The organism is Variovorax sp. J22P240 (genome assembly GCF_030316855.1).
GTDB lineage: Bacteria > Pseudomonadota > Gammaproteobacteria > Burkholderiales > Burkholderiaceae_C > Variovorax.
In genome coordinates this window covers 21,332-47,660 of record NZ_JASZYR010000013.1, presented here as the reverse complement: position 1 = coordinate 47,660, position 26,329 = coordinate 21,332, and the positions used below count along the sequence as shown (strand labels likewise).

The 26,329-nt window shown below is 68.6% G+C and carries 25 protein-coding genes; 11 read left to right on the top strand and 14 right to left on the bottom strand.

Annotation, left to right across the window (positions count from 1 at the left end; all coding sequences use genetic code 11):
* Positions 1–4: 4 nt before the first annotated feature.
* Positions 5–811, top strand: a complete 807-nt coding sequence (locus QTI24_RS24355; RefSeq protein ID WP_286603930.1) for an enoyl-CoA hydratase-related protein — start codon at positions 5–7, stop codon at positions 809–811.
* Between the two features lie 40 nt (positions 812–851).
* Here the strand turns inward: QTI24_RS24355 and QTI24_RS24350 are convergent, their stop codons facing one another.
* Together QTI24_RS24350 and QTI24_RS24345 are read right to left on the bottom strand one after the other, a co-directional pair.
* Entirely contained in the window at positions 852–1,784 is a 933-nt protein-coding gene (locus QTI24_RS24350) for an SMP-30/gluconolactonase/LRE family protein (RefSeq protein WP_286603929.1), read from the bottom strand.
* A complete protein-coding gene (locus tag QTI24_RS24345) occupies positions 1,781–3,565 on the bottom strand; it encodes a thiamine pyrophosphate-binding protein (protein WP_286603928.1) in 1,785 nt (594 codons plus the stop codon). The genes QTI24_RS24350 and QTI24_RS24345 overlap by 4 nt, the downstream gene beginning before the upstream one ends.
* 198 nt (positions 3,566–3,763) lie before the next feature.
* On the opposite strand from QTI24_RS24345, the gene QTI24_RS24340 reads away from it, so the two are divergent.
* The 7 genes from QTI24_RS24340 (at position 3,764) to QTI24_RS24310 (ending at position 10,711) form a co-directional block, all read left to right on the top strand.
* Complete coding sequence (locus QTI24_RS24340) at positions 3,764–4,648, top strand: branched-chain amino acid ABC transporter permease (protein WP_286603927.1); 885 nt, start codon at positions 3,764–3,766, stop codon at positions 4,646–4,648.
* The gene (locus QTI24_RS24335; RefSeq protein WP_286603926.1) at positions 4,645–5,673 is read left to right on the top strand and encodes a branched-chain amino acid ABC transporter permease; all 1,029 of its coding nucleotides are present in this window, start codon (positions 4,645–4,647) and stop codon (positions 5,671–5,673) included. Before QTI24_RS24340 ends, QTI24_RS24335 begins: the two co-directional genes overlap by 4 nt.
* Positions 5,673–6,401, top strand: coding sequence for an ABC transporter ATP-binding protein (locus tag QTI24_RS24330; RefSeq protein ID WP_286603924.1), 729 nt, complete (start codon positions 5,673–5,675; stop codon positions 6,399–6,401). Before QTI24_RS24335 ends, QTI24_RS24330 begins: the two co-directional genes overlap by 1 nt.
* On the top strand, positions 6,394–7,128 hold the full coding sequence (locus tag QTI24_RS24325; protein WP_286603922.1) for an ABC transporter ATP-binding protein: 735 nt from the start codon (positions 6,394–6,396) through the stop codon (positions 7,126–7,128). The genes QTI24_RS24330 and QTI24_RS24325 overlap by 8 nt, the downstream gene beginning before the upstream one ends.
* A complete protein-coding gene (locus QTI24_RS24320; protein ID WP_286603921.1) occupies positions 7,125–8,396 on the top strand; it encodes an ABC transporter substrate-binding protein in 1,272 nt (423 codons plus the stop codon). Before QTI24_RS24325 ends, QTI24_RS24320 begins: the two co-directional genes overlap by 4 nt.
* 10 nt (positions 8,397–8,406) lie before the next feature.
* Positions 8,407–9,270 carry a MaoC/PaaZ C-terminal domain-containing protein gene (locus tag QTI24_RS24315; protein ID WP_286603920.1) on the top strand — a complete coding sequence of 288 codons (864 nt, stop codon included), beginning with the start codon at positions 8,407–8,409 and terminating at the stop codon, positions 9,268–9,270.
* A gap of 493 nt (positions 9,271–9,763) precedes the next feature.
* Complete coding sequence (locus QTI24_RS24310; RefSeq protein WP_286603918.1) at positions 9,764–10,711, top strand: oxygenase MpaB family protein; 948 nt, start codon at positions 9,764–9,766, stop codon at positions 10,709–10,711.
* A gap of 106 nt (positions 10,712–10,817) precedes the next feature.
* Here QTI24_RS24310 and QTI24_RS24305 read toward each other — a convergent pair whose 3' ends face one another.
* Genes QTI24_RS24305 through QTI24_RS24250 form a run of 12 tightly spaced genes read right to left on the bottom strand, consistent with a single transcriptional unit; the run spans position 10,818 to position 22,309 of the window.
* Entirely contained in the window at positions 10,818–11,651 is an 834-nt protein-coding gene (locus tag QTI24_RS24305; protein ID WP_286603917.1) for an alpha/beta fold hydrolase, read from the bottom strand.
* A 1-nt stretch (position 11,652) separates the two neighbouring features.
* Positions 11,653–12,372 (bottom strand): ABC transporter ATP-binding protein, encoded by a 720-nt coding sequence (locus tag QTI24_RS24300; protein ID WP_286603916.1) that lies wholly within the window; start codon positions 12,370–12,372, stop codon positions 11,653–11,655.
* Positions 12,369–13,100: an ABC transporter ATP-binding protein gene (locus tag QTI24_RS24295; protein WP_286603915.1), complete on the bottom strand. Its 732-nt coding sequence runs from the start codon at positions 13,098–13,100 to the stop codon at positions 12,369–12,371. Before QTI24_RS24295 ends, QTI24_RS24300 begins: the two co-directional genes overlap by 4 nt.
* Entirely contained in the window at positions 13,097–14,041 is a 945-nt protein-coding gene (locus QTI24_RS24290) for a branched-chain amino acid ABC transporter permease (RefSeq protein WP_286603913.1), read from the bottom strand. The genes QTI24_RS24295 and QTI24_RS24290 overlap by 4 nt, the downstream gene beginning before the upstream one ends.
* A 1-nt stretch (position 14,042) precedes the next feature.
* Positions 14,043–14,945 carry a branched-chain amino acid ABC transporter permease gene (locus tag QTI24_RS24285; RefSeq protein WP_286603911.1) on the bottom strand — a complete coding sequence of 301 codons (903 nt, stop codon included), beginning with the start codon at positions 14,943–14,945 and terminating at the stop codon, positions 14,043–14,045.
* A complete protein-coding gene (locus tag QTI24_RS24280; RefSeq protein WP_286603910.1) occupies positions 14,946–16,145 on the bottom strand; it encodes an amino acid ABC transporter substrate-binding protein in 1,200 nt (399 codons plus the stop codon). It lies immediately after the preceding gene.
* Positions 16,142–17,011: an alpha/beta hydrolase gene (locus QTI24_RS24275; protein WP_286603909.1), complete on the bottom strand. Its 870-nt coding sequence runs from the start codon at positions 17,009–17,011 to the stop codon at positions 16,142–16,144. The genes QTI24_RS24280 and QTI24_RS24275 overlap by 4 nt, the downstream gene beginning before the upstream one ends.
* Positions 17,008–19,359, bottom strand: coding sequence for a xanthine dehydrogenase family protein molybdopterin-binding subunit (locus QTI24_RS24270; protein ID WP_286603908.1), 2,352 nt, complete (start codon positions 19,357–19,359; stop codon positions 17,008–17,010). Before QTI24_RS24270 ends, QTI24_RS24275 begins: the two co-directional genes overlap by 4 nt.
* Entirely contained in the window at positions 19,356–19,865 is a 510-nt protein-coding gene (locus QTI24_RS24265) for a (2Fe-2S)-binding protein (protein ID WP_286603906.1), read from the bottom strand. Before QTI24_RS24265 ends, QTI24_RS24270 begins: the two co-directional genes overlap by 4 nt.
* Positions 19,862–20,713: an FAD binding domain-containing protein gene (locus tag QTI24_RS24260; RefSeq protein ID WP_286603905.1), complete on the bottom strand. Its 852-nt coding sequence runs from the start codon at positions 20,711–20,713 to the stop codon at positions 19,862–19,864. The genes QTI24_RS24265 and QTI24_RS24260 overlap by 4 nt, the downstream gene beginning before the upstream one ends.
* 2 nt (positions 20,714–20,715) lie before the next feature.
* Positions 20,716–21,195 (bottom strand): SRPBCC family protein, encoded by a 480-nt coding sequence (locus QTI24_RS24255; RefSeq protein WP_286603903.1) that lies wholly within the window; start codon positions 21,193–21,195, stop codon positions 20,716–20,718.
* A gap of 37 nt (positions 21,196–21,232) precedes the next feature.
* Positions 21,233–22,309 carry a 2,5-dihydroxypyridine 5,6-dioxygenase NicX family protein gene (locus QTI24_RS24250; RefSeq protein WP_286603902.1) on the bottom strand — a complete coding sequence of 359 codons (1,077 nt, stop codon included), beginning with the start codon at positions 22,307–22,309 and terminating at the stop codon, positions 21,233–21,235.
* Between the two features lie 161 nt (positions 22,310–22,470).
* Between QTI24_RS24250 and QTI24_RS24245 the strand changes: the two genes are divergently transcribed.
* The 3 genes from QTI24_RS24245 (at position 22,471) to QTI24_RS24235 (ending at position 26,315) form a co-directional block, all read left to right on the top strand.
* Positions 22,471–23,064, top strand: coding sequence for a TetR/AcrR family transcriptional regulator (locus QTI24_RS24245; protein WP_286603901.1), 594 nt, complete (start codon positions 22,471–22,473; stop codon positions 23,062–23,064).
* Positions 23,065–23,256: 192 nt separating this feature from the next.
* Positions 23,257–23,649 (top strand): TraR/DksA family transcriptional regulator, encoded by a 393-nt coding sequence (locus QTI24_RS24240; RefSeq protein WP_286603900.1) that lies wholly within the window; start codon positions 23,257–23,259, stop codon positions 23,647–23,649.
* Positions 23,650–23,672: 23 nt separating this feature from the next.
* The gene (locus tag QTI24_RS24235) at positions 23,673–26,315 is read left to right on the top strand and encodes an excinuclease ABC subunit UvrA (RefSeq protein WP_286604031.1); all 2,643 of its coding nucleotides are present in this window, start codon (positions 23,673–23,675) and stop codon (positions 26,313–26,315) included.
* The last annotated feature ends 14 nt before the right edge of the window (positions 26,316–26,329 follow it).

Genomic DNA, 26,329 nt, shown 5'->3' with positions numbered 1-26,329 from the left:
TCCAGTGAGCACCGCCAGGTCGGATCTCCGCGCGCGCGATGCCGTGGTGCGCTTCGAAGTACGCGACGGCCACACGGCCGTCGTCACACTGAATCGGCCCGAGGCGCGCAATGCCGTCAACGGCGCGGTCGCGGCGGCGCTGGAGGCCATCGTCGATGCGACGGAAGGCGACCCGAGCATCCGTGCCGTGGTGCTCGCCAGTTCGCACCCCGAGGTGTTCTGCGCCGGCGCCGACCTCAAGGAAATATCGGCCGGCAGGCGTGCCAGCCTGCGCACCGAACGCGGCGGCTTCGCGGGCCTGGTGTTCGCGAAGCGCGACAAGCCCTGGATCGTCGCGGTCGACGGCAAGGCGCTCGCCGGCGGCTGCGAACTGGTCCTGGCCTGCGACATGGTCGTCGCGTCCCCGCGTGCCTCCTTCGGCTTGCCGGAGGTGCTGCGCGGGCTGATCGCCGCCGCAGGCGGCCTCTACCGCCTGCCACGGGCGCTGCCCGCCAACATCGCCCTCGAGATGATCGCCACGGCGCTGCCGATCGACGCCGAACGCGCGCACCGCTTCGGCCTCGTCAACCGGCTCGTCGAACCGGCGCGGGTGCTCGACGAGGCGCTGCAGCTGGCGTCCCAGATCGCAGCGAATGCGCCGGTGGCCGTGCGCGAGAGCTTGCGCGTCGCCCGTGCGTCCCGCGACCTCGACGAGACGGCGCTGCGCCAGCGCAGCATCGCCGGCATGGCCATCGTCGCGGCCAGCGAGGATTACCTGGAAGGACCGCGCGCGTTCATCGAGAAGCGCCCGCCGCGCTGGTCCGGGCGCTGAGCGCAGTGCCCGGGCTCGAGCCCGCGCAATGCCCGGGCCTTCAGGTGTTGAGGTAATTCAGCGGCAGCCCCGGCCGCGGCCAGTCCATCGCCACCAGCTTGCCGGTGCTCGACAGCGTGATGTAGGCGGTGCGCAGGGCCGCGCCGCCGAAGCAAATGTTGGTCGTCATCGCGTCCGGCGTCGGCACGTGGCTGACCTTGCTGCCGTCCGGTGCGATCACCGTGATGCCGCCGTTCGCCAGGGTCGCGACGCAGACGTTGCCCTCGCTGTCGATCGCCAGCGAATCCAGGTTCTGGTAGCCGGGCAGGCCCACGACCAGCCGCCCGCCGTTCGGCGATTGCGGCCAGGGCTCCTTCGCGATCTCGCCCGGCGCACTCAAGTCGAAGGCCCAGACACGGCCAGTGAATGTCTCGGCCACGTAGAGCGTGCGCTCGTCGGCCGACAGGCCGATGCCGTTCGGCGACCACAGCGGAAAGATCAGCTCCCGGATCTGCGATCCGTCGGCCCTGGCGTAGCAGACACTGCCGCGATCGACGTCGCGCGGGCGGGTCTTGCCGTGATCGGTGAACCAGAAGCCGCCGTGCCGGTCGAACACCAGGTCGTTCGGCCCATGCAGCGGCGCCGCGTCGCTTCGCTCGTACAGGCGCTCGACCCGGCCATTGCGGAGGTCGACTGTCTCGATCCAGCCGCCGGCATAGTCCTCGGCCTGGCCGATCGGGCGAATGCCGTGCTCGGCACTGTCGTGCCACTCGAAGCCGCCGTTGTTGCAGATGTAGACCTTCCCGTCGGGGCCGATCGCCGCGCCGTTGGGCCCACCGGCGAGCTTCGCAATGCGCTCGACGCGGCCGTCGGCGCCGACCCGCGTCAGCGTCTTGCCCTCGATCTCCACCAGCAGCACGGAACCATCGGGCATCGCGATGGGCCCTTCGGGAAAGCGCAGCCCGGCGGCCAGTTCGCGGATCGGGGATGTCATGTCTTGTCTCCTTGGTTGTGGCGGGAAATCGGGGCGCGGAGCGCATCGACAGTCGAGGACGCTCTCGCAGGCGGCGCGGCAAGTGCCGAAGTCAGGTCCTCGAAAGAAACTTCGAGGGAGGTGAGCACGTCGATGACGGTCGGCCGGTCGGCCACGAGCGCGGCCTGCAGGGCGGCACCGAGCTTGGACGCTTCGGTCACGCGGATGCCCTCGCAGCCCATGCCGCGTGCGATCGCGGCATGGTCGAAGTCGCCCAGCGTGGTCGCGAACGGTCCGCGCGAATGGAGCGACCAGCCGAGCGCCTGGTTGTTGAAGATCACCACGATGATCGGCAGCGCCTGCTCGACCGCGGTCATCAGGCCGTTCATCGTCATGGCGAAGCCGCCGTCGCCGCACACCGCGACCACCGGTCGATCGGGGTGCACCAGCTTTGCCGCGAGCGCTGCGGGAATCCCGAAGCCCATCGGCCCCGCCCCCGCCGCCTGCAGGAAAGCGCCGGCCGAGCGAGTCTGGTAGCAATGCGTCATGAAGATGCGGTTCTCGCCCGCGTCGCACGTGATCACCACATCCTCCGGCAGGTGGCGCTGCAGCTCCGCGATGATGCGCTGGGGCATCAGCGGACTGGCCCCCGACCGGTACGCTTCGCCGTCGAAGTGCCCGTGGCGCGCTCGGTGGCCCTTCACACGCTCGATCCCGTCCGAGGGCATCGCGCCGGCAAGCGCGTCGCGCATCTGGTCGAGCACCGTGCCGGCGTCGCCCAGCAGCACATGTTCGGCCGGGAAGGTCCACGACGCATTGCGCGGCTCCACGTCGATCTGGATGAAGGCCTGGCGCTCCGGGTCGAGCAGCAACGGGCTTTCCCGGGCAGTGTCCGACGCCGTGAGCTTGGATCCCACGACGACGACCAGGTCGGCCTCCCCGACGCAAGCGTTCGCGCCGTCGGTTCCGAAAGTGCCGAACACGCCGAGCGCGAGCGGATGCGTCTCCGCGAGCACGCCCTTGCCCGAAGGCGTGGTCACCACCGGCAGGCCGGCAGCCTCGGCGAAGCGGCGCAGCGGCTCGTACGCAGCGGCGAGTCGCACACCGTTGCCGGCGACCAGCACCGGGCGGCGCGCCGCACGCAGCGCGGCGATGGCACCCTCCACCGCCTTCGGGGCCGCTGGCGGCAGCGCCACGGGCAGGTAGTGGCGCGTCGGATAGAGCCGCGGCTGCGAGTCGGGGCCGACATGGCCCGTGAGCGCCTCGAGTCCGTAGATCACGGCCACCGGTCCGGGCTGGCCGCTGAGTGCGTGCTTGATGGCGAGTTGCGTCGCCTGCACCGCCGCGGTCGCGTCGTGCACGGCGAACACCTGCTTGGTGATGCCGCCGAATGCCTGGCGCGCATCCCAGTTGCCGTACTCGCCCGTGCCCGACTGGTACGGGGCATGCAGGCCGAACGGGGGCGTGTCGCTGAAGTCGGTCAGCAGCAGCATCGGCGAGCTCGAGAGGCGGGCCTCGATCGTGCCGACCAGTCCATTGCCCAGCACCCAGGGCCCCTGCCCGAGCACGACGCCCGGCTTGCGCGTGAGGCGTCCGTAGACCTCGGCCATGACGGCGGCCAGCGACTCCTCGCGCACCAGCACGGTCCGGATCGTGTCCTGCCGTTTCTCCAGCGCTCCAAAGATGCGGCCGGTGTGGCCGCCGGAGATGCCGAACACGGCATCGATCCCGGCTTCCTCGAGCACCGCGGCAATGAGTTCGGGGCTGGGACGGGTGGTGGTGAGCGAGCGCTGGATGGTCATGGCAGAAAAGTTCGGAAAGGTTGTCGTTGACTGCTGTGCGGGTTCTTGCAATGCGTGGCTATCGATGCCCGGCGGCACCCCGGGTGTTGCCCCCTTGACAGGATCAGGGGCAGCCCATTCAATACATCCTGTAGTTTATAAACTATTTTATTCGAGACGCCTCGGCAAAACCCGCCCCCTCGGAGACAGCCCCTTCCCATGCAGGTCCTCATTCAACTCATCGTCTCGGGCGTGCTGCTCGGCGGCGTCTACGCCCTCTGCGCACTCGGGCTCAATCTCATCTTCGGCGTGGCGAAGGTGGTCAATTTCGCGCACGGCGAATTCCTGATGCTCGGCATGTACGCCGGCTACTGGCTGATGCGGGGAACCGGCATCAACCCCTACTTCGGTGCTCCCCTGATCGGCGCGGCCTTCTTCGTCCTCGGCCTGCTCTTCTATTGGTGCCTGATGCGCTTCACCATCTACAAGCCGGAAATGACCCAGGTATTCGCCACGCTCGGGCTGGGCATCGCGCTGCAGAACCTGGCGCTGCTGCTGTGGAGCGCCGACTACCGGACAGTGCAGGTCATGCCGGCCGGTGCCGAGTCCGTCGACCTGCTCGGCATCACGATCAGCAGCAACCGGCTGGTGGCCTTCGGCTTCGCCGCGGCCATCCTGGGCGCGGTGGTGGTCTTCATGCGCGCGACCTTCCTCGGCCGCGCGATCGAGGCGATCTCGCAGGACATCGTGGCCGCCCGGCTGATGGGCGTCAACCCGAGTCGCATCTTCCTCATCACCTTCGGTCTCGGGATCGGGCTGACCGGCATCGCGGGCGCAGTTCTCGTTCCCAGCTTCTATGCATTTCCGTCGGTGGGCACCTTCTTCGTGCTGGTGGCCTTCGTCGTGGTGGTGCTGGGCGGCCTCGCGAGTCTTCCGGGCACGGTCATTGGTGGCCTGGTGCTGGGCGTCGTGGAATCGATCACCGGCTTCATCAGCCCCGATCTGAAGGAAGCCACGCACTTCGTGCTGCTGATCCTGCTGCTCGCGGTCCGACCGCATGGCCTGTTCGGCGTCAAGGGCGCAGAAAAGGAGGCACTCAAATGAAGTCGCGCTACCTCATTGCAAGCGGCCGCGACGCGGCTTGGGCCGGCGTGCTGGCGGCCGTCGTCATCGCTGGCGCGCTGGTCCCCAGCAACGACCACTATCTCAACCTGCTGATCCTCACGCTGATCTATGCGGGCCTGGCCTCCGCCTGGAACATCGTGGGCGGCATGGCCGGACAGTTCTCGCTCGGCCACACGGCCTTCTTCGGCATCGGCGCCTACACCTCCACCATCCTGCTGAACTATGCGGGCATCAGTCCGTGGCTGGGAATGCTGGCGGGCGCAGTCTTCAGCATCGTGCTGGTCGTGATCATCGCCTTCCCGACCTTCCGCATGCGCGGCGTCTTCTTCGCGATGGCCACGCTGGCCTTCGGCGAGACCGTGCGCATCCTGCTGATCTACTCGCGCAAGTTCGTCGAGCTGCCCTACGGCCTGAGCGTGGACTTCGTCCCGGGCTTGGCCCGCATGGTGTTCTCGGACCGCAGCAGCTATGTCTGGCTGGCGGGCGGCTACCTGGCGGTCGTGCTCGCCGCTGCCTTCCTGCTGTCGCGCAGCTACACGGGCTTCTACCTGCGCGCAATCCGCGACAACGAAGAGGCCGCCGACGCCGCGGGCGTGCCCGTGCGACGCTACAAGCTGCTCGCGCTCGTGGTCAGCGCCGCCCTCACCTCCATCGGCGGCACGCTGATGGCGCAGTACGTCATGTACATCGAGCCGGGCACGGTCTTCACCATCAGCTTCTCGGTGGACCTGGCGCTGATGGCGATCCTGGGCGGCGTGGGCACGCTGGCGGGCCCGGTGCTCGGCGCTGCGATCGCCCTGCCCTTTCGCGAGTTCCTCGTGGAGGCGTTCGGAAGTTCGGCTTCCGGCACGCACCTGGTGGTCTACGGGCTCATGCTGGTGGTGATCGTGGTGCTGCTGCCCCAGGGCCTGGTGGGCGGTCTGCAGGATCTGCGCGCGTGGGTGCATCGTCGCCGACGGCAGCCCGCCGGGCGTCCGGCCATCCTGCCCGCGGGAGGCGAATGATGCTGCAGGTCCGGAAACTCACCAAGCGCTTCGGCGGGCTGGTCGCCGTCGATGCGGTGGACTTCGAGGTCACGGCCGGCGAGATCTTCGGGTTGATCGGCCCGAACGGCGCCGGCAAGACCACGCTCTTCAACCTCGTCGCGGGCGCCATCGCACCGGACGGCGGCGACATCCTGTTCGAGGGCCACTCGCTGGCCGGCATGTCGTCGGCGGGCATCTGCCGGCGTGGTCTTGCGCGGACCTTCCAGATTCCGCAGACCTTCCATTCGATGACGGTGCTCGAAACCATCATGACCGGCAGCATGCTGCACCGGCGCCGCGTGGACGAGGCGCGCGCCGCAGCGAGCGACGTCGCACGCCGCGTCGGGCTGGGCGCGCGACTCGACCTGCCGACGCCATCCCTCACGACCGCCGAGAAGAAGCGCCTGGAGGTGGGCCGCGCGCTGGCCACGACGCCGCGCATGCTGCTGCTCGACGAGGTGCTGGCGGGACTCAACTCCTCGGAGGTCGGCGCCATGCTCGACCTGATCCGCGCCGTGCGCAGCGAAGGCACGACGGTGCTCTTCGTGGAGCACAACATGGAGGCGGTGATGGGCATCTGCGATCGGCTCGTGGTCATGGACACGGGCAGGAAGATCGCGGACGGCGCGCCGCTGGAGGTCATGCGCAATCCCGCCGTCGTCCGTGCCTACCTGGGCGACACCGCCATGGAGCCTGCCCATGCTTGAAGTGAAGAACGTCGATGCCGGCTACGGCGACACCCAGGTCCTGTTCGGCATGAGCATGGCCGTGCGCCGCGGCGAAGTCGTTGCGATCGTCGGCTCCAACGGCGTCGGCAAGACGACGCTCATGCGCACGATCGCCGGACTGGTGAAGCCCACGCGCGGCAGCATCCTGCTCGACGGCGTCGCGATCGGCGGCGAGCCGAGCGATGCGATCGTCGAGCGCGGCGTGGTGCTGGTGCCCGAGGGTCGGCGCCTGTTCCAGCGCATGAACGTGCGACGCAACCTGGAGCTCGGTGCGTACTCCAAACGCGCCCGGCCGCATATGGCCGAGCGACTGGACTACGTGCATCGCCTGTTCCCGATCCTCGCGGAGCGGGCGCAGCAGCTTGGCGGCACGCTCTCGGGCGGCCAGCAGCAGATGTGCGCCATCGCACGCGGGCTCGTCGCGATGCCCGAGGTGCTGATGCTCGACGAGGTCTCGCTCGGGCTGGCGCCGATCGCGGTCGACGTCGTCTACGACGCCATCCGCGCCATCCGCGACACCGGCGTCACGCTGGTGATCGTCGAGCAGAACGTCGGCCGCGCACTGGCACTGGCGGACCGCGCCTACGTGATCCAGCACGGCCACGCAGCGCTGAGCGGCACCGGCCGCGAGCTTTCCCAAAATCCCGAGGTGCAACGCATCTATCTCGGCCTCGGTTCGCAAACGCAACAGGAGACAACCGCATGAGCAAGATTTCCCGACGTTCCTTCGCTGCCATGGCTGGCGGCGGCCTGGCTGCCGCGGCAGCATCGCCTTCCGTCTTCGCGCAGAAGCCACCCCTGAAGATCGGTGTGCTTCTGCCGCTGTCGGGGCCCCTGGCGACGCTCGGAAACGATGTCTTCCGCGGCTTCCAGCTCGCGCAGGAATGGGCCAATGCCGAGGGCGGCGTGTTCGGCCAGCAGGTCGAGTTCGCGGTCGCCGACGTTCCCAGCTCCACGGAGGCGGTGTCGCAAGCGAACCGACTCATCAGCAAGGACGGCGTGAAAGTGATCGTCGGCTCATACGCCAGCTCGATCTCGCTGCCGGCAAGCCAGGTCGCCGAGCGGAACAAGGTCATCTACCTCGAGCAGGGTGCCGTCGCCGACGACGTGACCAAGCGCGGCTTCAAGTACCTGTTTCGCATGATCTACCCGGCGACCACGCTGGGCGCCGGCGCGGCGCGTTTCGTGACCGACACCATCGCGCCGGGCTGCGGACTCGAAGTGCCGAAGATGAAGGTGGCGCTGCTCACGGAGGACTCGGCCAACGGTACCGCCATCGCCGAGGGCGCCAAGGGATGGCTCGCCCAGAAGGGCGTGACGGTCGTGGACGCGACGAGCTACAGCTACAAGACGACCGACATGTCGTCGATGGTGCAGCGCTACAAGTCATTGCAGCCGGACGTGCTGATCGCCTGCCAGTACACACCCGACTGCATCCTGTTCGCGCGACAGTCGCGCGAGGCGGGCCTCAACTTCAAGGCGGTGATCGGCAACGGCGGTGGGCACAACGTGGGCGAGTACGCCGATGCGTTGATGGACGACGTGAACGGCGTCTTCAACGCCGGCACCTCGGTGAACATCAATCCGGCCGGTCTCACGCCGGAGGCGGCGGCGCTCTTCAAGCGCTTCCACGAGGAGCACCGCAAGAAGCACAACGGTCGCGATCCCTCGGCCCACACCGGCATGGGCTTCACCGCGATGTACCTTCTGCTCAAGCGGATCCTGCCGGATGCCGGAGCCATGGACACGGAAAAGATCCGCACGGCCGCGCTCGCCCTCGACATGCCCGCGGGCTCCACCATCGTGGGCTGGGGCGTGAAGTTCGACCCGACGACGCAGAGCAACACGCGGGCCTTTCCGACCTACGATCAGTGGCGCGCGCGGAAGATTGTCACCATCGCACCGGAGCCCTTCGGCCTGATCAAACCCGTCGCCATGCCCTTGCCGGTTTGGGGCAAGCGCAACGCGATCTGAACGGGACACGATGACGATCGACTACGACCGGCTGCGCAGCCGCGTCTTTCCCGACGTGGTACAGACCTACGGCCCGCGCGATGTCATCCTTTACGCGCTCGGACTGGGCTTGGGCAACAACCCGATGGACGCGCACCAGCTGCAACATGTCTATGAAGACGGGTTGCGGGTCCTGCCGACCATGGCGGTGGTGCTCGGCCATCCCGGCTTCTGGCAACGCGATCCCGGCACCGGCATCGCCTGGCAATCGGTGGTGCATGGCGAACAGAGCCTCGTCGTGCATCGCCCGCTGCCGGTGTCCGGCAGCGTGACCGGCCGCATGGTGGTGGAGGAGATCATCGACAAGGGCCCCGGCCGCGGTGCGCACCTGCACACCCGCCGCGACCTGTTCGACAACGCCGACGGCGCATTGCTCTGCGTGCTGCGGTCCAACGCCATCTGTCGCGCCGACGGCGGCTTCGGCGGACCGGCCGTCGACATGCCAGCAGCACCGCCCCTGCCGAGGCGCGAGCCAGACCGCTTCCTCGACTTCGCGATCCCGCAGCAGGCGGCGCTCATCTACCGGTTGAGCGGCGACGACAACCCGCTCCACGCCGACCCGGCGGTGGCGCGACTCGCCGGTTTCGAGCGACCCATACTTCACGGCCTCTGCAGCTACGGCATCGCCGGCCATGCGGTGGCGACGATGGCGGCCGGAGGCGACGCTTCTCGCGTACGACGCCTCGACGCGCGATTCTCGGCACCGGTTTATCCGGGCGACGTACTCCGCACCGATGTGTGGCTGGGTGAATCGGAGGGCGTGCGGTTCCGCTGCAGGGTGTCTGCGCGCAACGTCACCGTGCTGGATCGCGGGCTGGCGCAGATTGTCCCCTGACGACGCAGCGGCTCCTCCGGTGGCGCATGCCCATGGTCTTCTCGAAGCCGCGGGACCCGCCGGTGCGGTCCTTGCCGACGACCACATAGACGGACATCTCCAGGCTGAGGAAGTCGCTCCCGCTCGTTGATCGGATCCCAAGCCACGAGCTTGACTGGTGTCTGGTCTCTGGGCGGGAAGAGCTTAGGAAGCAGAGCGCACATTGATCACCTCGCTGCCGACAATGAATCGCCAAGGGGAAGCAGTTGATGCAGTCGGTGGAAAAACTCGAAGTAGTGATACCCGCAATTACTTGGCACCCCCACTCAATCGATGATTTCGGCGCCGGCACTCACTTCAGCATCGCGGTGCCCTCCTCGCCACGAAGCCTTCGCCCGGGCGAGTCGACACGAGTCCGCCAACCGCTTCTCCGTCAGGCGCCCGCCGAGCGAAGACTGCGCCGGAACCGCCGCCGTCCTACAGTGGAAGCGTTGCCGCAGGCCAGAATGAACCGATGCAGCGTTCTCGGTCCCACGACCCCGCCACGGCCTTGCCGCTCCCTGCCTTCGTCCAGCGCGCGGTCGACAGCCTGGCGCAAGAACTGCTGCGTCCGCCAGGCGCCCCCGCGATGGACTTCACCCAGCCGGCCGGAGAGCCGGCATTGGCGCCGCACGACTCCATGTCGTGGCAGGTGTTCAAGAACCCGGTTGCGATGTTCGTCGGCGGCGTGGCCGCCGTGATCCTCGAACTGGCAGAGCCACGGGTGCGCACCGGCGTCTGGGAGCACTCCACCTTTCGCACGCGGCCGATGCAACGCCTGCAGCGCACCGGCCTCGCGGCGATGGTGACTGTCTACGGGGCACGAAGCGTGGCCGAGAAAATGATCGCGGGCGTGGTACGCCGGCACGGTGAAGTCGCCGGGCACACGCCGGCTGGCGAGCCTTACGCCGCCAACGATCGCGCCCTGTTGACGTGGGTGCAGGCGACGGCCGCCTTCGGATTCGTGCAGGCCTACCATGCGTACGTGCGTCCGCTGCGGCAGGACGAGTTCGACCGTCTCTACCTCGAGGGTGCCCCGGCGGCCCGGCTCTACGGCGCCCTCGATGCGCCAACTTCGCAGGACGAGGTGAGTGCATTGTTCGACCGCATGCGCGGGCGCCTGGAGGCCTCACCCATCGTGTTCGAATTTCTGGACATCATGCGCAACGCTCCCATCCTCGCTGCCCCATTGCGCCCAGTGCAGCGGCTGCTGGTTCGCGCGGCCGTGGAGATCACGCCGGTGTGGGTGCGCGAGTGCCTGGGACTGACGAGCAGGTACGGCGCAAGCGCCATCGAAAAGCGCCTCGTCCACTGGGCTGGCAGCTTCGCCGACAGGATCGTGCTGCGCGAGAGCCCGGCGGCCCAGGCCTGCCGCCGGCTGGGCTTGCCTGCGGACTACCTCTACCGCCGGCGCAGCCCGTAGCGCTGCCGGGCCACTGCCCGCTCGTGCCCCCACACCGCTTCGGCGAGCCGGACCCGAGCAGTGCGGACACCGCCCGCCTGATCCCGGCCGGCCGACCGCGCCTGATTCAGATCGGCCAGTGCCCGGGCGTGGAGCCCATCGAAGCGCGCGGCGTCAGCCATTCGATCGCCGCCTGATTGAACGCCTCGGCGTTCTCGATGTTGCTCAGGTGCCCGGCGTCCGGCAGGACGCTGACCGGCGCACCGCCCATCTTGGCCGCCATCTCGTGATGCATGGCCGGTGGCGTCAGGCGGTCGTCCGCACCGACCACGAAGTGGGCCGGCGCCGCGATCAGCGAAATGTCGCCGAGCACCACCTGATCGACGGTCGCCTGCAGCGACTTGATGTACGACCCCTTGTGCAGCGCAGCGATGCTGTCCACCAGTTGCTGCAACTGCGCGGGCGTCGCCTTCGGCCCGACCAGCGACCGGGCCACCGCATCGGCGATGTCGGCCGGCTCCTTGCCCGCGAGCAGCGGCGCACGCCGGCTGTCGACGAAGGCCTGGCGCTGCGCGGGCGTGAAGGCTTCGAAGCCCTCGTGCGTATCGAGCAGCGTGAGCGTCGCGATGCGGTCCGGATGCCGCAGCGCGGTGCGCATCGCGATGCGCCCGCCCATGGACAGGCCGACGAGGTGCGCCCGCTCGACACCGAAGTGATCGAGCACGCGCAACACATCGTCGACGAAATCGTCAAAGGCCAGCGCACCCTCGTAGTCCTCGCTGCCGCCATACCCGCGCGCATCCCAGGCGGCGCAGGCGAAGTGCGGGGCAAAGGCCGGCAGTTGCGCGCGCCAATTGCTTCGATTGCCGCCGATGCCATGCATGAACAAAGCGAACGGGCCGTGGCCCGCGAGGTCGACGGCCAGCGAGGGAGCGCCGGGAATGCGGTAGGTCACGGGCATGTCACAGTCCCAGATAGGCTTGGCGGATGCGGGGATCGCCGGCGATCTCGGCGGCCGGCCCTTCGGCGGCGACCCGTCCGTTCTCGACGACGTAGGCATGGGTGGCGACGTCCAGCGTGCGGTGCACGTCCTGCTCGGCCAGCAGCAGCGTGAGGCCTTCCGAAGTCAGGCGGCGCACCAGCGCGAAGATCTCGAGCGCCATCACCGGCGCGAGGCCCAGCGTCGGCTCGTCCAGCAGCATCAGCCGCGGCTCGGCCATCAGGCCGCGCCCGATCGCGAGCATCTGCTGCTCGCCGCCCGACAGCGTCATGGCCTGCTGCGAACTGCGCTCGCGCAGGCGCGGGAAGATGTCGAACACCCGCTCGACGTTGTGCTTCCACCTCGGCCGCGCCCGCACGTTGATGCCGCCGAGTCGCAGGTTCTCGTGCACGGTCAGCGAGGGGAACACCATGCGTCCCTCGGGCACCAGGACCAGGCCCGCCAGGACCCTGCGGTCCGCGGCTGCGTGGCCGATGTCTTCACCGAGGAAGCGCAGCGCACCGCCCTGCACCGGCAGCAGCCCGCACAAGGTCTTCATCAGCGTCGTCTTGCCGGCCCCGTTCGCGCCGAGCAGCGCGGTCACACCCCCTTCGCGGACCTTCAGCGACAGGCCGTGGACCACGCGCGTCGAACCGTAGCCGGTGACCAGGCCCTCGACTTCCAGCATCGCCGTATTGCTCATGCATGCGCTCCGAAGTACACCGACAGCACCTTCTCGTTGTCGCCGATCTGCGCCGGCGTGCCCTCGGCGATCAGTTCGCCGTGGTGCAGCACGACGATGCGGCCGCACAGTTCCATCAGCGCGCGCATGACGTGCTCGATCACCAGCAGCGTCAATCCCCGCGTTGCCTGCAGATGGCGCAGGGTCGCCAGCATCTGCCCGACTTCCGTCGGCGTCAGGCCGGCCATGACCTCGTCCAGCAGCAGGAGCCGGGCGCCGGTGGCGACGCAGCGCGCGATCTCGAGGCGCTTCTGCCCCGACAGCGTCAACGACGACGCGGGCCGCTCGGCGAAGCTCGCGAGGCCCACCTCTTCGAGCACCTGCAGCGACGCGGCATCGGCATCCGCCCGGCGCCGGAGTTGCGCGTGCCCGAACATCGCGCCGGTGCGCAGGTTCTCCAGCACGGTGAGCGAGGGGAAGGGCTTGACGATCTGGAACGTGCGCGCGACGCCGAGCCGGCAGATCTGGTCGGGCCGAAGGCCGACCACCGGCGCGCCGTCGAACTCGATGGCCCCCGCGGAGGGCCGGGAATTGCCGGCGATCAGGCTGAACAGCGTGGTCTTGCCGGCGCCGTTGGCGCCCATCACGCCGACGATCTGGCCGGCGCCCACATCGAAGGACACGTCGTGGAGCGCCGTCAGGCCGCCAAAGCGCTTGCCGAGACCGCGCACCGAGAGCAGCGCGCTCATGGCCGGGCTCCCGCTGCGCGTGCCTCGCGCCGACGGGCACGGGCGCCGGCCAGGCCGACCAGCCCGTTCGGCAGCAGCAGCACGAAGGTGATCAGGATCGCACCGAGGATGATCATGTAGAGCAACGGCGCGTTGGCCCACAGCAGCTCCTGGATCAGGAACAGGAACACCACGCCGAGCACCGGCCCCTTGGCGTTGTCGCCGCCGCCCAGGATCGCCATCGCGATCACGGTGATCGAGATCATCGGATCGAAGACGCCGCCGACCACGAAGTAGGTCGAGCGCAAGGCCATGACCGCACCGACCATGCCCGGAATCGCCGCCGACAGGACGAACGCGATCAGCTTGAAGCGCACCACCGGAACACCCAGCGTCTCGGCGGCCTCCTCGTTCTCGCGCAGCGAACGCAGGCCGTGTCCGAAGCGCGAGCGGCTGACCCAGGTGAGCAAGCCGGTTGCCAGCAACGCCAGCGCGAACATCGAGAAGTAGACGACCACCAGGTCCGGCGTGCCGAACAGGATCCGGCTCGCGGTGCCGCTCGCGGACTCGGCCGCCATGATGCTGAACTTCACGAGTTCCGCGAGGCCGAAGGTCAGGATCACGAAATAGGGTCCGCGCACGCGCAGCACCGGCAGCCCGACCAGCGCCGCGAACAGCGCGGCCAGCACCCCTGCCGCGAGGATCACGAGCACGAAGGGCAGCTGCTGCCACGTCACCACCATCAAGTAGGCACCGAGGCCATAGAAGACCACGTGGCCCAGCGACACGTAGCCCGTCATCTTCGACAGCACGCACCAGCTCTGCGTGAGGGCCAGCCACATCAGCAGCGTGAGCCCGGTGCCCACGAGGTAGTCGTTCGCCACGAACGGAAGCACCGACATCGCGATCACTCCGATCGTCACAGCGGCCAGCCAGGCGCGATCGCCCCAGAGATTGTTCATGTCACTTGCGGGTCGAGCGCCTGGCGAGCAGGCCGTTGGGAAAGAGCAGCAGCGCGCCGACGAAGCAGCCGTAGAGCAGCACCGAGCGCAGGTTCGCGGACGTCAGGGCCACGCCGTAGGTCTCGATCACGCCCAGCAACAACGCCGCCACCAGCCCCGCCATCACGTTGCCGAGGCCGCCCAGGATGATCACGATGAAGCCCGCGATCGTGAACGGGAAACCCGAGAACGGCGAGAACTGCTCGAGCATCGACATCAGCACGCCGGCCAGCGCGGCGCTCGCGAAGCCGAGCGCGAAGCTGGACCATTGCACGCGATCGACGTCGACCCCGACGATGTAGGCGGCTTCGCGCCGCTCGATCACCGATCGCATCGCGAGCCCCGCCATGCTGCGGCCGAGGAACAGCGCGACACCGATGCAGGTCGCGCCCGCCACCACCAGGGCCGCGATGCGGTTGCCCGTCATCGCGACATTGCCGACGCGCCAGACCTCGTCGAGATACTGGTACGCCCGGTTGTTGGGCGTGAACAGCATGGCCGCGGCGTTCTGCAGGATGATCGACAGCCCGAAGAACAGCAGCAGCGAATTGCCCTCCATGCGCCCCGCGTCGGCCGGTGCCACGGCCAGCAGGCGGCGGAACAAACCCTTGTAGAGCGCGTAGCCGAGCAAGGCCCCGAGGCCCGCCACCACCGGCGCCGCGACCAGCGGCGAGATCCCCGCGATGCTGAAGGCCCAGTAGCCCGCGTAGGCGCCGAGCATCACGAGGTCGCCGTGCGCGACGTTGAGCATCCGCATGGTCCCGTAGACCAGGTTCAGGCCCAGCGCGACCAGCGCGTAGAGCGAGCCCGTCACGAGGGCAGCGAACAGCAGCTGCCCCGACGACAGCACGTCGAAGACCGGCATTTACCAGGACTTCTTGGCTTCGTACTGGCCGGTCGCGATGGACTTCGGCCACACGATCTGGAGCTTGCCCTTCTGCGTCTGCACGAAGGCCGTCGGCGTGATCGCGTTCTGCACGCCGTCGAAGCGCACCGGGCCGTTGATGGTCTCGAAGGTGTCCTTGCTGATCACTTCGCGGATCTTCGCCTTGTCGAGGCCGCCCTTGGCGACCGCAGACTCGAGGATCTCGAGCGACATCCAGGCGAGCGCCGAATTGAGGTAGTCCGGGTCTTCGCCGAACTTCTTGACGTAGGCGTCGTGGAAGGCCTGCGACCCCTTCCACTCGGGACGCGGCGACCAGTGCGCGATCGTGATCACGTCCTCGGCCGACGCGGCGCCGACCGCCTTGGCGAAGAAGGCGTCGCTCGGGCCGATCGCGATGAACTGCACCGGACTCGACAGGCCGAGCTCCTTGGCCTGCTTGGCGTAGAGCACCGAGTCGCCCGGGTACGCGAGCGCGAGCACGGCATCCGGATTGGCCTGCTTGACCTGCGTGAGGATCGAGGTCATGTCCTTGATGTCCGGCGGATACTCGGTCGAGAACTTGACCTCGATGCCGGCCTTCTTCAGTTCCGGCTCGAGGTAGTTCTTGATCTCCTTGGTGAACGGCAGCACGTTGGCGATCACGACGGCCGTCTTCACGTTGTTGGCCTTCAGCATGGCCGTGAGCTCGACGCCGATGCGGTCCGGGATCGCCGAGGTCGGGAACCAGATGTAGCCCGGCTTGACCTGGCGCAGCGCGACCGACGCCGCGGTGTTGCCGACCATCGGGAACTTGAACTTCTCCAGCACCGGCGCGATCGCGATCTGGAACGGCGTGCCCCAGGGCGCCAGCAACAGGTCGACCTTGTCGTCGGTGATGAGCTTCTCGTAGATGCGCACGGCCTGCTCGGGCTTCGACTGGTCGTCATAGGTGACGAACTCGACCTTGCGCTTCTGGCCGCCCACGACCATGCCGCCGCGCGCATTGACCTGTTCCTTCCACAATTCGTAGGTGTTGGACTGCGAGGGCGTCGCGTTCGCGAGCATGCCGGTTCGCGCCATCGAGTAGCCGATGCGTATCGGCTTGTCGGCCTGCGCGAAGGCGGCGGGGAGCGATGCCATCACGGCGAGCGCGGCGATGCCGCTCATGACCAACCTGCGATTCGATGTGGGGCTCTTCATTGACGTTCTCCTGTCGACGGGATGGGCGATGCGGCGGTCTGCCGCATCCACGCTGCTGCGAGTGCCGGCCACCCCGAGAGGTGTTCGCCACAGGCGACGCTGGCCTCGAAGTGGTCTGCTCCTTCGAGGATCTGGATCTGCACGGGGACGCCGGCGGCGCGCAGCGCCGCCTCCATCTGCTGCGACTGCGTGACGAGATGGGGAAAGTCGCGGCTGCCGTGAGTGATCAGGAACGGCGGGCAGGCCGCAGCCTCCAGCCGGTGCAGCGGGGAGGCGTCGGCATCGACGCGCGCTTCGTCCCCGGTGCCGAGGAAGCGCGGGCGCACCGACAGGCCGCTGCCCGGCCCGAAGCGATAGACACCGGAGACCGGCAGGCAGCCGCGGACCACGTCGGCGGGCAACGCCCTTAGCGCGCGCCAGGCCGCAGAGACCGCCAGCAGCGCGGCATAGTGGCCGCCCGCGGAATGCCCGCCCACGAAAATCCGGCGCGGATCGCCGCCGTGCGCTCCGATGTGGCGCCAGGTCCAGGCGACCGCGTCCGCCGCGTCATCGAGACCGGCCGGGAACACATGGTGCGGCGCGAGCCGGTAGCCCGCGCTGACCAGCACCACGCCCTGCGCCAGCAGTGCGGGCGCCATGAAGTACATCCATTCCTTGTAGCCGCTGGTCCAGCCGCCCCCGTGGAGGAAGACCAGCACCTCGCCGCTGGGCTGCGGCGGACGGAAGATCGCGAGCGTCTGGTACGGGTCGTCGCCATAGGCCGACTCGTGGCCCGCGACGCCTTCGCCCAGTGCGAGGATGCGCTCCTGGTACGCCGCGCCGAGCGGCGACAGGGGCTCCTGCGGCGGGTAGCGGTCGAGCTTCACGCAGCGCCCTCCTCGCCGTCCTTCGCCAGCAAGCCGTTGAGCACCCGCTCGGCGCTCAGCGGCAACTGGTGAAGGCGCACGCCCGTCGCCTGCGCAATGCCGTTGGCGATGGCCGCAGCCACGCCATTGATGCCGATCTCGCCGACGCTCTTGGCGCCGAACGGCCCGCTCGGCTCGTTCGACTCGACGAGGTAGGCATGGATGCTGTCGGGCAGTTCGGCGAAGGTCGGGATCTTGTAGTCCATCAGGCTCGGATTGGCGAGTCGCGCCCCGTCCCACACCATCTCCTCGGTGAGCGCGTAGCCCATGCCTTGCACGAAGGCGCCCTCGATCTGGCCCGTCGCCATGGTCGGATTGATGGCCCGACCGATGTCGCAGGCGGACCACGCGTTCACGACGCGCACCTTGCCGGTCACCTCGTCGACCTCGACCTCGACCACCAGCGCATTGAAGCTGTAGATGCCGATCTGCGGAAACGGCAGCCCTTCGACCACCGCCCGCTTCGGGTCCACGGTCTTCTGGTCGAACACCCAGCTGTGCGTTCCGATGATCGGCCCGCCCGCCGCCCAATGCGCGCGGCCGGAGATCTCGGCGAAGCTCACCGAACGCTGCTCCACGCCCTTGATCGCGACCCGGCCGCCGGGCAGCAGCTCGAGGTCCTCGACCGCGCACTCGAGCATCTCGCCCGCATGCTGTTTCAGCTTGCCCTCGACCTCGGCCGCGGCACCGACCACCGAGCGACCGGCGACGTAAGTCACGCGACTGGCGGTCGTTCCCCAGTTGTAGGGCGAGCCATCCGTGTCCGGGCTGGCGATCGCCACCCGGTCCACCGGCAGCTTGAGCGCTTCCGCGCACATCTGCGTGAGCACGGTGTTCGAGCCCTGGCCGATGTCGACCGCCCCCGTGTTGAGCAGCACCGTGCCGTCCTCGAGCACACGCACGATGGCCCCCGAGGCGAGCAGTCCGCTGATGTGGGCCGTCAGCGCCACGCCGAACCCGCGCTTGCGGTCCGGCAGGCCTTGCGATGACGCCTTGGGCCAACCCGACGCCTTCTCAACGATGTCGATGCACTGCGCGAGTCCGTTCGACAGGATGGGCTGGCCGCCGAACCAGGGGTCGCTGCCGGCCAGCATGTTGCGGCGCCGCAGCGCGATCGGATCCATGCCGAGCTGGTGCGCGATCTCGTCGAGCTGCGTCTCCGACGCGAAGGTCACCTGCGGCACGCCGAAGCCTCGGAAGGCGCCGAAACGCAGCTTGTTCGTGTACGCCACTCTTCCATGCGCATGCACGTTCGGAATGCGGTACGGGCCGCAGTTCATCAGCAGCGCGTAGCCGAGTACGCCCGGACTGTCGTCGCCATAGGCGCCGCCGTCGAGCAGCAGTTCCGTCTCGCGCGCCACGATCGTGCCGTCGCGCTTCACGCCCGTCTTCATGCGGATCGTCGCGGGATGGCGGGCGCGCACCGACTCGAAGTCTTCCTCGCGGCTCAGGATCAGCTTGACCGGCTTGCGCGCCTTCATCGCGAGCAGCACGACGGCGGGCTGCACGTGCGCCTCCATCTTGTTGCCGAAGCCTGCGCCGATGCGCGGCGTGAGGCAGCGCAGCCGCGTCATCGGCAGGCCCAGCGATTCGCACACGCTCGCCTGGACCCGGAACACCGACTGGTTGGCCGACCACAAGGTCACCCTGCCGGTCGCGTCGATCTCCGCGAGCGCGCCGCAGGGCTCCAGCGACAGGTGGGCCTGGGCCTGGGTCTGGTAGCGGCCTTCCACCACCAGGTCGCACTCGGCCCAGGCCTTGTCGGCGTCGCCCGCACGGAAGGAGGTGCGCGAACACAGATTGCCCTCGGTGCCGGCATCGAAGACCTTCACGTAGGAGGACGCTTCCTCATGGACCACGGCCGCGCCCGGCGCCAGCGCCTCGGCTGGATCGAGCACCGCGGGAAGCTCCTCGTAGTCGACGCGGATCAGGCGGGTGGCCTGCCGCGCGATGGCCTCGGTGTCGGCCGCCACGGCCGCCACGATCTCGCCGACATAGCGCACCTTCCCCTTCGCGAAGGCCGGCTCGTCCTTGATGAAGGCGCCCATGCGATGGGCATCGGGAAGGTCGTCCCCGGTGACGATCGCGCGAACGCCCGGGAGCGCCAGCGCCTCGCTCAGGTCGTAGCCACGGATGCGCGCATGCGGCAGATGGCTTTGCAGGATGGCGCCATGGAGCATGCCCGGGCGAACCATGTCCGCGATGTACTGCGCGCTGCCCGTGAGCTTCTCGTTCGCTTCGAGCTGGGGGATGCCCTGGCCCACACCGCCCGCCGCCGCGGCGGTCGCTTCGAGGACCACGCCGCTCACGATGCGGCTCCCTCGGCAAGCAGCGACCGGGCGGCCGCCTGCACGGCCGCGACGATCTTCACGTAGCCGGTGCAGCGGCACAGGTTGCCCGACAGCGCGGTGCGGATGGCCCGCTCGTCAGGGTCGGGATCGCGCTGCAGCAGCGAACGGGCACTGACCAGCATGCCCGGCGTGCAGAAGCCGCACTGAAAGGCGCCGGTGCTCGCGAACGCCGCCTGCAGGGCCTGCATGTGCGGGCAGTCCAGCAAGCCTTCGAGCGTGTGCACCTGCGCGCTTTGGCAGTTGTGCGCCAGGCTCAGGCAGGCTCGCATCGGCACGCCATCGACGCTGACGGTGCAGGCACCGCAGACGCCCTGGTTGCAGCCGCGCTTGGCGGCGGTCAGCTGCAGGCGATCGCGCAGCACGGTGAGCAGCGTGTCGTGCAAGGCCGCGCCGACCTGCGCGGCTTCGCCGTTCACGTGCACGGTCACGACGCCTTGCAGGGGCACGGACGACGGGTGGGTCATGCAGCACTCCGGTGAGCGGCTTCCACGGCGCGCACCGCGCGCAGCAGAAGCCTGGGAATCAAGAGAAGCCGGTAGTCCGCGCTGCCACGGACATCGTCGAGCGGGTCGGCGCGTTGCACGAGCCACTGCGCCGCACGCGCGATCGCGGCATCGCTGCGATCGGCGGAGAGCAGCGCATTGGCCTCGGGATCGGCCAGCGGGGTCGGCCCGCAGGCGCCGACCGCCACGCTCATGCTCGTGTCGCCGTGCAGGCACGCCGCGACCGAGGCGGTGGCGTAGTCGCCCGCCACGCGCGCGTGCTTGATGTACACGCCCGCGCCACGGTCGGGCGCGGGCAGCAGCACCGCCGTCACCAGTTCGCCGGGCTCGAGCGCGGTCAGGTACCAGTCGACAAAGAACTCGGCGGCCGGCACCATGCGCCGGCCTTGCACGGAAGCGATCTCGACGACGGCGCCCGCCGCGACCAGCGCGGGCGGGTAGTCCAGCCCCGGATCGGCGAACGAGATGGAGCCGCCGATCGTGCCCATGTTGCGCACCGTGGCATTGGCGATCTGCGAGGCCGCGTGCGGCACGACGTTGGCACTGCCGAGCGCCAGCGTGCAGTCGGCCGTCTCGCGGTGGCGCGTGAAGGCACCGATGCGCACGCGGCCGTCGTCCTGCACCGTGATGCCCTTGATTTCGTCGATGTCCGCCAGGCTGACCAGCGCGGCGGGTTCGATCACGCGCGCGTTGAGCATGGCCACCAGGGTGGCGCCGCCGGCCAGCGGCTTGGCCTCGGCGTCCTGCGCCAGCAGCGCCGTGGCCTCGTCGACGGTCTTCGGGCGATAGAGCCCCTGCAGCGTCGTCATGCTCAGTGGCTCGCTGGCGTCGCGGCCTGGGAGGCCGCGCCGATCTGCTCGAGCTTGCGCTGCAGGTTGGCGGCGAATTCGTCGCCCATGCTCTGCGCCTTCTTCTTCATCATGCCCAGCGCGAAGCGGCCGAGGCGGCCGGTCACCGAGACCTCGGAGCGGTAGCGCACCAGCGTGCCCTCGGGCGTCGGCTCCAGGCTCACGCGGCTGTCCGCCTGCAGGCTGCTGGCGTGGCCGCCCTCGTCGCCCCGCGTGAGGGCCCAGACGTTCTGCTCGTCGCGCTTCGTGATCTGCACCTGCAGATCGAAACGCGCCTTGATGCCCGCCATCGCGATCACGACGACCGCACGGTAACGGTCCGCGTCGATGGCCTCCAGCTGCTCGCAGCCCGGCAGGCAGGAGGCCATCAGGCCCGCGTCGAACAGGTGAACCAGCAGCGTCTGCGGCGCCGCCGCGATGGGGAATTGACCTTCGATCAGCATGAAGTGGGGCTCCGCAGGGAAATGGATTCGGTGCGCATCAGCGTGGCACGCGCTCGACGACCATCTTCGGATCGACCACGCGGCCGTCCTTCACCACGACGTTGCCGTCGAGCGCGATGGTGCAGTTGCGCATCGGCACGTCGTAGTGGCCGCGCGTCGTGCGCTTTCCGCCGCCTTGCGTGTTGGGACCGGTCGAGAACAGGAAGTTGCCCGGGAAGCTGCGCGCCGCAGCGCGGCTGCGCTCGGGCGCATCGCCATGCAGCGCCAGCGAATCCCAGCGGCACTGCGGATTGAGCCCCCAACCCAGGTGAGACAGTGCGTAGGGGTCGCGGTCGCCCTCGCTGACCTTGCCTTCACCCAGCCACTCGCGCATCAGCGCCGCGTCGAGCCCGCCCTCGATGCGCACGATGTGGCCGTCGCGGATCTCGAGCTCGATCGCATCCTGCACATACCGGCAGTACGGAAGGATCACGATGTCGCCCGGCGCGATCACCACGCGGCCCTGGGCGCTGCCCTCGTTCGGAAAGGTGTGCAGCAGTCCCACGCCCCAGTGATCGAAACGGCCCGGCTCGTCCGCCATGCCGTACTGGCTCATGACCGGGTACTCGCCGCAACGGTACGTGAGGTCGGTCCCGGCCTGGCTCGTCACGCGCACTTCGCGCGTCTTCCGGTACAGCGACTGCGCATGCAGCACGGCCTCCTTCAGGCCGGGCGGCGATTGCAGCTGATAGAGATCGTCCGGTGCGTCGATGATCATCTGGACGCGCACGCCCTTGGCCTGGACGTCGCGCAGCCACTTGGAGAACAGCGGCACATGGAAGATCAGCACCATGTCGACCGCCATCAGCGCCTCGAGCGTGCCCTTGCACTTGCCGATGGTCGCCACACCGACGCTGGTCCATCCGGGGATCGCGTTGACGCACATCTCGTAGATGTCGAAGCCGATGTCCTGTGCCGCCGCGAAGGCGGCCTCGATGTACTCGCGCCGCGTCCCGAGGTCGCTGACGATCGCGACCGTCTGCCCGGGGCCGACCCGGCACAACTCGAACTGCTTGCGAAAGAGGGACATGAGCTTCGCGGGGTTGAGCTCCTGGGTGCGGATCGCTGCTTGCATCGGTGGAATCCTCTGGTGCCCGCCAGCCAATCGGCGGATTGAGAACTACTTTAGGAATCAAGCAATTGGATGTCAATAGCGAATACCATTCATTTTTGAGAGAATCGTTCACCACCCTTGGAACAGGACCGGATCCCATGTCACAGACGAAGAAAAAAGATGTGCGCGAGGCGATCCTTGCAGCGTCCTTCCGGCTGTTCGCCGCGCAGGGCTACAGCGACAGCTCGATTCCCGCAATCGCGCGCGAGGCCGGCATCTCGACCGCGAACGTCTATGTCTATTTCCGCTCGAAGCTCGACATCCTCTACACGCTGTACGAGCCCTGGCTCAAGGAGCGCCTCGACCGGCTGGACCGTTCCCTGAAGCGGGTCGGCTCGCCGCAGGAGCGGCTCGAGCGCCTGCTCGTCATCCTGTGGCGTGACCTGCCGCGCGAGAACAACGGATTCGCCAAGAACATCATGCAGGCGCTCTCGACGACCCGGGGCGGCGACGACTACAGCCCGCACCTGCGGGAGCTGTTCCAGGAGCGCGTCGCGCTCTGGCTGGCCGACTGCCTCGCCGTCACCCGGGCCGAGAGCAACGTCATCGCAGGGATCGTGCTGATGGCCTTCGACGGGTTCGCGATGAACGTCCAGCTCGACCACGGCATGGCGTTCAACGCCAACGCGGCGCGCCTGTTCAGCCGGATGCTGGGCCCCGCGTCGCCCGCGACGGGCGATGACGGCGAGGGCCCCCGGGCGCGTTCACACGACTGAGGGGAAGTTTTCCGCTTCCGGCCGTCACCCGGCCTTGCGCATCATCCACCGCGCGGCCCTCTCCACCAACCGCCCTCACGGACCGCGCCGCGCGCCGGCGCCAAATCCTTCCCACCGCGTCGAGGAATGCTGACATGGCGACCCTGATCGGCGAGCGAATTTCGATTCCAAGCGGAACACAAAGGAACTCGCATGGCCGACTTGACAGATGACCAGCTGCGGCAAATCCAGGAGCTGCTCGCGCGGCGCGAAGCCGAACTGCAAGCTGACGTGCACGACGCCAAGGATGCCGGTATCGCCTCGCTCGATCCGCGCCCCCGCGAGGTCCATGATCCGGTGGACAACGCCGAAGAGCGATTCCTCGAAGGACTCGATCACGTGCAACTCCTTCGCGACCAGGAGGAGCTGCGCGACATCGAGGAGGCGCGCGAGCGGATCCGCAAAGGCCGCTTCGGCGCGTGCCAGGAGTGCAGCCAACTCATCCCCTACGCCAGGCTGCTGGTGCAGCCGACGGCAAAGTTCTGCCTCGAGCACCAGGCCGAATGGGAAAGCACGCATCCGTCCGTCCCGCCCTTCGCCGCATGAAAAGCCCCGCGCGCCACAGCATCATGCGCCGGGACGATCTTCCCAAGCCAGTCGCGGACGAGCACGCGGTCACGAAATTCGTTCGCGTGCGCGGCGCCCGCGAGCACAACCTGAAGAACGTGGACGTGGACATTCCGCGCGACGCCCTGGTCGTCTTCACCGGCATCTCCGGATCCGGCAAGTCGTCGCTGGCCTTTGGCACGCTCTACGCGGAAGCGCAGCGGCGCTATTTCGAATCGGTGGCGCCGTATGCGCGCCGGCTGATCGACCAGGTGGGCGTCCCCGCGGTCGACTCCATCGATGGCCTGCCCCCGGCGGTGGCGCTTCGGCAGCAACGCGGCACGCCGAGCACGCGCTCGTCGGTCGGCAGCGTCACCACCCTCTCGAGCCTGCTGCGCATGCTCTACTCGCGCGCCGGAAGCTATCCGTCCCGGCAACCGATGCTGTACGCCGAGGACTTCTCGCCCAACACGCCGCAGGGTGCCTGCGCGAACTGCCACGGCCTCGGCCGGGTGTACGAGGTCACCGAGAAGTCGATGGTGCCCGACGACTCGCTGACGATTCGCGAGCGGGCCATCGCGGCATGGCCGCCGGCCTGGCACGGGCAGAACCTGCGCGACATCCTCGTGACGCTGGGCTACGACGTCGACACACCCTGGCGCGACCTGCCGAAGAAGGATCGCAACTGGATCCTCTTCACCGACGAGCAGCCGAGCGTGCCGGTCTATGCCGGATTCACGCCCGCCGAGACACGCGCCGCCCTGCGCCGCAAGATGGAGCCGAGCTACCAGGGCACTTTCACCGGCGCGAGGAAGTACATCCTGCACACCTTTGCGACCACCCAGAGCGCCCTCATGAAGAAGCGCGTGTCGCGCTTCATGGTCGGGCGACTCTGCCCGGCCTGCCACGGCAAGCGGCTCAAGCGCGAGTCGCTCAGCGTGACCTTCGCCGGCCTGGACATCAGCGAGATGTCGCAGATGCCGCTCGCGCAGCTCATGCAAGTCCTGGCGCCGGCTGCCGACGACAAGCTCGCGCAAGAGGCAGACCGGGCGACGCTCAACCGACCGGCCTCGCGCAAGGCCACCGAGCGCCGCGTCGCGGCGGGCGGCTCGGCCCACGAGAGCGCGCCGGATGTGCGCCGCACCGGCAACCTGTCCGAGGAGAAGCGCATTGCGGCGCAGCGCATCGCGCACGACGTGATCGACCGCCTGAAGACACTCCATGCGCTGGGCCTCGGCTACCTCTCGCTCGAGCGCAGCACGCCGACCCTCTCGCCCGGCGAGTTGCAGCGGTTGCGGCTGGCCACGCAGATCCGCTCGAATCTGTTCGGCGTCGTGTACGTGCTGGACGAGCCATCGGCGGGCCTGCATCCCGCCGACGGCGAGGCGCTGCACGTCGCGCTCGGTCAGCTCCAGCGATCAGGCAATTCGCTGTTTGTCGTCGAGCACGACCTCGAGGTGATGCGCCACGCGGACTGGATCGTGGACGTGGGTCCCGAGGCCGGCGAGCAAGGTGGACAGGTGCTCTACAGCGGCCCTCCCGATGGCCTGCGCGACGTTGCGACCTCCGCCACCGCCCGCTATCTCTTCGCGGGGCCGGCCCGGCGCCAGGCCGCCGCGCGTTCGCCGGCAGCTTGGCTGAAGCTCGAAGGCATCACGCGCAACAACCTTCGTCACCTGAACGCCGAGCTTCCGCTGGGTGTTTTCACGGCGGTGACCGGCGTGTCGGGCTCCGGCAAGTCCAGCCTCGTGAGCCAGGCACTCGTCGAGCTCGTGTCGGCGAGTCTTGGACACGAACCCCCGTTGCCCGAGGACGAGGGCGACGACGAACTCGCCTCCACGCCGCTGGGCGCGACAGCCGGCCGCATTGCCAGCGGCATGGCCACGATCAGGAGGCTCGTGCGCGTGGATCAGAAGCCGATCGGGCGCACGCCGCGCTCCAACCTCGCCACCTACACCGGGCTCTTCGGTCACGTGCGCAGGCTGTTTGCATCGACCAAGGCCGCACGTTCGCGGCGCTACGACGCGGGACGCTTCTCCTTCAACGTGCCCAAGGGCCGCTGCGTGACCTGCGAAGGCGAAGGCTTCGTGAGCGTGGAGATGCTCTTCATGCCCAGCGTGTATGCGCCCTGCCCCACCTGCCACGGTGCGCGCTACAACGAGCACACCCTCAGCGTCCGCTGGTGCGACAAGAACATCGCCGAAGTGCTCGGCTTGACGGTGAACGAAGCCTTGGCGCTCTTCGCCGAGGAGGCCGCGGTGCAGCGGCCCCTCCAGCTGCTGCAGGACATCGGCCTCGGCTACTTGCGGCTCGGGCAGCCTGCCACCGAGCTATCGGGTGGCGAAGCGCAGCGCATCAAGCTCGCGACCGAACTGCAACGCGCGCAGCGCGGCGACACGCTCTATGTCCTCGACGAGCCCACCACCGGCCTGCACCCCGCGGACGTCGACAAGCTGATGGCGCAACTCCATGGCCTGGTCGACTCCGGCAACACGGTGATTGTGGTGGAGCACGACATGCGCGTGGTTGCCATGAGCGACTGGGTCATCGACATGGGGCCTGGCGCGGGACAGCAAGGGGGACGCGTCGTGGCCGCCGGCACGCCCGCCGACGTCGCCAGCGCGCCCGGCAGCCGGACCGCGCCCTATCTCGCGTCAGCGGGTTGACGTCCCCACGGGAC

Coding starts and splice junctions, on each gene's coding strand:
- QTI24_RS24350 (WP_286603929.1), bottom strand. CDS start 1,784: ATGACATCCCCGATCCGCGAACTGGCCGCCGGGCTGCGCTTTCCCGAA.
- QTI24_RS24345 (WP_286603928.1), bottom strand. CDS start 3,565: ATGACCATCCAGCGCTCGCTCACCACCACCCGTCCCAGCCCCGAACTC.
- QTI24_RS24340 (WP_286603927.1), top strand. CDS start 3,764: ATGCAGGTCCTCATTCAACTCATCGTCTCGGGCGTGCTGCTCGGCGGC.
- QTI24_RS24335 (WP_286603926.1), top strand. CDS start 4,645: ATGAAGTCGCGCTACCTCATTGCAAGCGGCCGCGACGCGGCTTGGGCC.
- QTI24_RS24330 (WP_286603924.1), top strand. CDS start 5,673: ATGCTGCAGGTCCGGAAACTCACCAAGCGCTTCGGCGGGCTGGTCGCC.
- QTI24_RS24325 (WP_286603922.1), top strand. CDS start 6,394: ATGCTTGAAGTGAAGAACGTCGATGCCGGCTACGGCGACACCCAGGTC.
- QTI24_RS24320 (WP_286603921.1), top strand. CDS start 7,125: ATGAGCAAGATTTCCCGACGTTCCTTCGCTGCCATGGCTGGCGGCGGC.
- QTI24_RS24315 (WP_286603920.1), top strand. CDS start 8,407: ATGACGATCGACTACGACCGGCTGCGCAGCCGCGTCTTTCCCGACGTG.
- QTI24_RS24310 (WP_286603918.1), top strand. CDS start 9,764: ATGCAGCGTTCTCGGTCCCACGACCCCGCCACGGCCTTGCCGCTCCCT.
- QTI24_RS24305 (WP_286603917.1), bottom strand. CDS start 11,651: ATGCCCGTGACCTACCGCATTCCCGGCGCTCCCTCGCTGGCCGTCGAC.
- QTI24_RS24300 (WP_286603916.1), bottom strand. CDS start 12,372: ATGAGCAATACGGCGATGCTGGAAGTCGAGGGCCTGGTCACCGGCTAC.
- QTI24_RS24295 (WP_286603915.1), bottom strand. CDS start 13,100: ATGAGCGCGCTGCTCTCGGTGCGCGGTCTCGGCAAGCGCTTTGGCGGC.
- QTI24_RS24290 (WP_286603913.1), bottom strand. CDS start 14,041: ATGAACAATCTCTGGGGCGATCGCGCCTGGCTGGCCGCTGTGACGATC.
- QTI24_RS24285 (WP_286603911.1), bottom strand. CDS start 14,945: ATGCCGGTCTTCGACGTGCTGTCGTCGGGGCAGCTGCTGTTCGCTGCC.
- QTI24_RS24280 (WP_286603910.1), bottom strand. CDS start 16,145: ATGAAGAGCCCCACATCGAATCGCAGGTTGGTCATGAGCGGCATCGCC.
- QTI24_RS24265 (WP_286603906.1), bottom strand. CDS start 19,865: ATGACCCACCCGTCGTCCGTGCCCCTGCAAGGCGTCGTGACCGTGCAC.
- QTI24_RS24260 (WP_286603905.1), bottom strand. CDS start 20,713: ATGACGACGCTGCAGGGGCTCTATCGCCCGAAGACCGTCGACGAGGCC.
- QTI24_RS24255 (WP_286603903.1), bottom strand. CDS start 21,195: ATGCTGATCGAAGGTCAATTCCCCATCGCGGCGGCGCCGCAGACGCTG.
- QTI24_RS24250 (WP_286603902.1), bottom strand. CDS start 22,309: ATGCAAGCAGCGATCCGCACCCAGGAGCTCAACCCCGCGAAGCTCATG.
- QTI24_RS24240 (WP_286603900.1), top strand. CDS start 23,257: ATGGCCGACTTGACAGATGACCAGCTGCGGCAAATCCAGGAGCTGCTC.
- QTI24_RS24235 (WP_286604031.1), top strand. CDS start 23,673: ATGCGCCGGGACGATCTTCCCAAGCCAGTCGCGGACGAGCACGCGGTC.